Raw genomic sequence first — 5,029 nt, 5'->3', positions numbered from 1 at the left:
CAAAAAGGAAACCTTTTGGCTATCTTGGAGGTGCCGCCAGGGAGGGGCTATGCGGATCATTACCAGGAAGGCGTTTAATGACGCTGCCAGACAGCACCCAAACGATGCTCCTTCGCAGCAGCGGGTTTATCGACTGCTGAGCTCATCAGATTTTCAAACGCCGGATAAGCTCAGGCAGGCGCTGCCCAGCCTGGATAACTTCCGCTATCGAGACCGATGGTGGGTGATTGACATTGCAGGCAATAATCTGCGTCTGATTGCTTTTATTTCATTTGAACTGCAGGTTCTATATACAAAGCATATCGTGACGCACGCCGAGTACGACAAGTTGTGCCGCCAGTATGCAAGAGGGTCTAACCAATGAACGCCACGGCCTGTATCGAAGACGTCAAGAGCGTGTTCCGCGCTGCGCCGTTCCTGTCGCATATCCGCACGGAGGAAGAGTATCAGCAGGCTCTCGCGCTTGTAGACGAGCTTATCGATGATTTTGACAGCAACATGGCGCTTATCGAGCGGTTGACCGATGTCATCGAAGAGTGGGAGAGCACTGACCCCGATTTCGCCGAGTTCAATGCGGGTGTAGAAGAGCCGGATGCCGTCGACATGCTCAAGTTTCTTATGGAGCAGCACGGGCTTGGCATTGCCGACTTACCGGAGATCGGCAGCAAATCGCTGGTGTCCAGGATTCTCAACCGTCGTGGGCGCGAACTGACGCGTCGACACATCGAGGCCCTGTCGAAGCGTTTCGGCGTTAGCCCCGCCCTTTTCTTCGGGCGTTAGCCCCGGGAAGGAGGCTAATCATGCCCGAGCAGGCGCCTTGGCACTGGTGCGTAGGTACAAGAATGCGTACAATGAGAGAAGAGTCCAAGGAGAAGCGCATGGATACCGTTACCTACAGCCATTTCCGCAGCCACCTGGCCAAGGTGCTGGACCGTGTCAACGATGACCACGTGCCGGTGCTGATCACGCGCCAGAACGGCAAGCCCGCTATCGTGATGTCGGTAGAGGACTTCAAGTCCTACGAGGAGACCGCTTACCTGATGGCCAGCCCGCGCAACGCCCAGCGATTGAACGAGGCCATCGCCGAGGTGGAGCGGGGCGATGCCGCTGAGCATGGCCTGATCGACCCATGATGCTGACTTGGGCCAGCCAGGCCTGGCAGGATTATCTGTACTGGCAAGCCCGCGACAGGAAGACCCTCGAGCGCATCAACATGCTGATCAAGGACATCCAGCGCCAGCCATCTGATGGCCTCGGTGATCCCGAGCCCTTGCGCCACCAGTGGTCAGGGTACTGGTCGCGACGGATCGATCGGGAACATCGCCTTGTCTACAAAGTGACTGACAGCGCTATCGTGATCGTTCAGTGTCGGTATCACTACGGGAAATAGGGGAAATAGGGGAAATAGGGGAAATAGGGGAAATAGGGGACAGCCCTCCTTACCCTTACCCTCGCCCCTCGTTCCTGGCTCCGTATCGCCGGATAAATCCGGCTCCTACGGCTGGGTGGGGTTCCTTGCTCCTTGCTCCGTATCGCCGGATAAATCCGGCTCCTACGGCTGGGTGGGGTTTCCTCGCCCCTCGCCCCTCCCCCCTGTGACGCCTCATGTTGCACTGCACAAAAATCCCTGCTATTGTGCAATGCAGCAGAGCGGGATTCTCCCGTTCCCTGGCATCCAGCCCCGAACCCAGGAGGTTCTTATCATGACCAACGTATTCGCTTTCGACGCCAAGTCGTTCGACACCGCTCAGGTCGACGCCCTGTTCTTCGCCCCGGCGCGCGCCTTCGCCGCCCTCTCCGTGGACTTCACCGAGAAGCTGGTGGCCGCCCAGCTCGAGGCCAGCCGCGCCTATGCCGACACCACCCTGGCGCAGCTGCGCAGCCTGGTGGAAGTCAAGGACGCCGAGGGCCTGAAGCGCTACCTGGAAGGCCAGTCCCAGGTTGCCCAGGATCTGACCGAGCGCGTCAAGGGCGATGCCGACAAGGTCGTGGCCCTGCAGCAGGACTTCGTCGAGCAGAGCCAGAAGCTGACCGAGGGCAGCGTCAAGCAGGCTCAGGAGAGCGCCAAGCAGGCCACCGAGACCGCCGTCAAGGCCGTCAAGGCAGCCGCGCCCAAGGCGGCGACCAAGGGCTGATCGGGGAGGCATCCCTCCTGCCCCTGGCTTGAGCGAGTTCCACGACCCACCAGCGGCCGGCAGCGATGCCGGCCGCTGGCGTTGTGCGGCAGGGGCGAGAGACGACGAGCGTCACGCGTGTTCCGAGCGACGGGACGGGCGGGGGGCGCCGCCGTTGGGTTCCGGCGCCGCGGTCCGGCTGGAGGATGGGGTCCAGTCGATGCCTTTCGCTTCGCGGATCACCAGGTCCCGGTAATGGAACTGGGCGCGGGAGCGCTGGCTGCGCGAGATGGCGTCGCGCAGGTCCCGGGTGGGGTCTTCCAGGGCATCCTCGGCGCGAAACACCACGGGCCCCGGGGGTGCCGCCCGGGGGTCGGCTCGCCGGCGGATCACGCTGATGTCCTCGCGGCTGACCAGCTGGGGGCCGGTGCCCAGCGGGTTGGGTGAGGCGACCAGCCCGCCGGTCCAGGTCCAGCTGTACTGGGGGACCTGAGCCACCCGCCACCGACGGCCACGCCAGAGGACCAGGCCGTCCTCTTCCTGCTGCAGGTCCTCCTCGGGCACCAGCGCCTCGAACAGCTGGGCGTTGAGGACGAGGCCGCTCTCTCCCATGCGCACCCCCCCGCTGAAGCGGCCCTGGCGCAGGGCGGCGAGCAGGGCGTCGTGCTTCAGGTCGCTCGCGACCCGGCTCCGGGGGCAGAGATGCAGCACCTGGTCATCGATCTGCTTGATCGGCCAGCAATGGACGGGACGTTTACCGAAGAGGCGTTTGAGCAAGGGGGCATCCTTCTGCAGTTGCAGCGGCGAGGTGGGGCATTGTCAGCCTTTCTGCTGATTTCGGCAATACTGATGTATTACGCCGCCGGTCGGGGCGTTAACGAGACCGTTGCTCAGGCCGGCGGGATCGAGGTTGGTTCACTCGGGCTGCGGCGTGGCCGTCGCGGGGCGGGGCGGGGCGGCCGGCAGCGGGGCGGCGCGCCCGAAGTGGTGGCCCTGGAAGCGCCGGCAGCCTCGCTCGCGCAGCCAGCGGTACTGCTCGGCGTGCTCCACGCCCTCCGCCGTCACCTCCAGGTCCAGGCGATTGGCCAGGGTCAGCACGGTGTCGACGATGGCCATGTCCTGGACGTCGTGGGGGATGCCGTCGACGAAGCGCTTGTCGATCTTGAGCTCGTGCAGGCTGAGCTGCTTGAGGTAGCCCAGCGACGAGTAGCCGGTGCCGAAGTCGTCCAGCGCCAGGCGCACGCCCATCGTCTGCAGCTGGGTGAGGCGCTGGCTGACCTGCTCGGGGGCCTCCATCAGCAGCGACTCGGTGACCTCCAGTACCAGCCGCCGGGGCGGTGCGCCGGTGGCGGCGAGCAGGGCGTCCAGGTCGCTGACGAAATCGGGGTCGCGGAACTGGGCCGGGCTCACGTTCACCGAAAGCGCCTGGTCCCGGCGCTGCGGGTCCTGGGCCCAGGCGGCGAGCTGCCGGCAGGAGGTCTCCAGCACCCAGTGGCCGATGGGCAGGATCAGGCCGGTCTCCTCGGCCAGGGGGATAAAGGTGGCCGGCGAGACCAGCCCCGCCTCGGGGTGGTGCCAGCGCAGCAGCGCCTCGGCCCCGGTGGGGCGGCCATGCTCGTCCACCTGGGGCTGGTAGTAGAGCTCGAGTTGCTGCCGGTCGAGGGCGCGCCGCAGGTCGGCCTCGAGCTGCACGCGGCGGGTCATGTCTGCCTGGATCTCGGCATCGAAGAAGCACAGCTGGTTGCCACCGGCCGCCTTGGCGTGGGAGACCGCGATATCCGCCTGCTGCAGCAGGGTCTCGGCGTCGGTGATGGAGGCGTCGAGCAGCGCCACGCCGAGGCTGCCGGTGATGCCGAGGTCGGCCAGCTCCCGGGGCTGGGCGGCCACCACGGCGTTCAGCAGCCGCTTGCCGATCTGTTCCACGCGCTGGGCGGCCAGGTCGCGGCGCTCGTCCAGGTCGTCGATCACCAGCCCGAATTCGTCCGCGCCGAGGTGGGACAGCAGCCGCGTGGAGGCCGACAGCTGACGCGCCAGCTGGTTGGCGACGCGATAGAGCAGGCGGTCGCCCTCCAGGTGGCTCAGGGTGTCGTTGACCCGCTTGAAGCGGTCAAGGTCGATCAGCACCAGTGCGAGGTTGGCGCGGGCGGCGTGGCGGGTCTCCAGGCGCAGCTGGAGCTGGGCGATCAGATGGCGACGATTGGGCAGGCCGGTGAGGGAGTCGTAGAAGGTCAGCCGGCGGTTGTCCTCCTGGGTGCGGCGGATCAGCCCCTGGTGCGCCGCCACGCGTCGCCTCAGTACCAGGTTGCCCAGGGCGGTGAGTGCCAGCAGGGTCACCAGCGCCATCAGGCCCCAGCCCAGCCAGGCGGTGGGCGGCGCCTCGGCGGCGGCGGCGAGGATCGGGAACAGGCTGGCTGCCAGCAGGGCGGCGGCCAGTTGGAGGGGCCGGCGGGGGACGCTCGCGGCTTAGGCGATCAGGCCGGTGTCTTCCGGCCGCGCTCGGCCAGCCGGGCGACGGGGCGGCTCCAGATGGTCAGGAAGCGCTCCGCGCTGCGGGCACGCGGCTGCGGGCGATCGGCACGGGGCAGGGGCTGGTCCCAGATGGTGGGGATGCGTTCGGTGGTCATGGGGTCTCTCCTGAAGGGTGATGACTTTGTGGAAAGCATTTTCATTAAATATACCTTCGACTAAGGTCGAAGTAAAGGGGGCGAGGGGCGAGGAATCCCCAACCCAGCCGTAGGAGCCGGATTTATCCGGCGATAGTCAGGGGCGAGGGGCGAGGAGCGCATAGCCTGCGCCTGGGTCAGCCGGTGCGATCCGGCTGGTAGTGCAGGGTCCGGTTGCGGCCCGCGCGCTTGGCGGCGTAGAGCGCCTGGTCGGCCTGGTTCATCAGCAGGCACAGCAGGTCCTCGTGGCCG

Annotated in this window: 8 protein-coding genes; 5 read left to right on the top strand and 3 right to left on the bottom strand. The window is 66.0% G+C overall.

Annotated features, from left to right (window positions below; translation table 11 throughout):
• The 5 genes from J5F18_RS12985 to J5F18_RS12965 all read left to right on the top strand — a co-directional run.
• On the top strand, positions 1-364 hold a 364-nt coding region (locus tag J5F18_RS12985; protein ID WP_346299033.1), incomplete at its 5' end, for a type II toxin-antitoxin system HigB family toxin.
• On the top strand, positions 361-780 hold the full coding sequence (locus J5F18_RS12980) for a transcriptional regulator (protein WP_346299032.1): 420 nt from the start codon (positions 361-363) through the stop codon (positions 778-780). The genes J5F18_RS12985 and J5F18_RS12980, both read left to right, overlap by 4 nt.
• A 98-nt stretch (positions 781-878) precedes the next feature.
• Positions 879-1,133, top strand: a complete 255-nt coding sequence (locus tag J5F18_RS12975; RefSeq protein WP_346299031.1) for a type II toxin-antitoxin system prevent-host-death family antitoxin — start codon at positions 879-881, stop codon at positions 1,131-1,133.
• A complete protein-coding gene (locus J5F18_RS12970; RefSeq protein ID WP_346299030.1) occupies positions 1,130-1,390 on the top strand; it encodes a Txe/YoeB family addiction module toxin in 261 nt (86 codons plus the stop codon). Before J5F18_RS12975 ends, J5F18_RS12970 begins: the two co-directional genes overlap by 4 nt.
• Before the next feature lie 313 nt (positions 1,391-1,703).
• Entirely contained in the window at positions 1,704-2,135 is a 432-nt protein-coding gene (locus J5F18_RS12965; RefSeq protein WP_346299029.1) for a phasin family protein, read from the top strand.
• A gap of 111 nt (positions 2,136-2,246) precedes the next feature.
• Here the strand turns inward: J5F18_RS12965 and J5F18_RS12960 are convergent, their stop codons facing one another.
• The 3 genes from J5F18_RS12960 to J5F18_RS12950 form a co-directional block, all read right to left on the bottom strand.
• Positions 2,247-2,891 (bottom strand): hypothetical protein, encoded by a 645-nt coding sequence (locus J5F18_RS12960; protein WP_346299028.1) that lies wholly within the window; start codon positions 2,889-2,891, stop codon positions 2,247-2,249.
• 138 nt (positions 2,892-3,029) lie between these two features.
• Positions 3,030-4,457, bottom strand: coding sequence for a bifunctional diguanylate cyclase/phosphodiesterase (locus J5F18_RS12955; RefSeq protein ID WP_346299027.1), 1,428 nt, complete (start codon positions 4,455-4,457; stop codon positions 3,030-3,032).
• A gap of 128 nt (positions 4,458-4,585) precedes the next feature.
• Complete coding sequence (locus J5F18_RS12950) at positions 4,586-4,738, bottom strand: hypothetical protein (protein WP_346299026.1); 153 nt, start codon at positions 4,736-4,738, stop codon at positions 4,586-4,588.
• Positions 4,739-5,029: the final 291 nt, after the last annotated feature.

The sequence above is a fragment of the Halomonas sp. BM-2019 genome (assembly GCF_017584085.1).
This window is presented reverse-complemented; position numbering and strand designations above follow the sequence as displayed.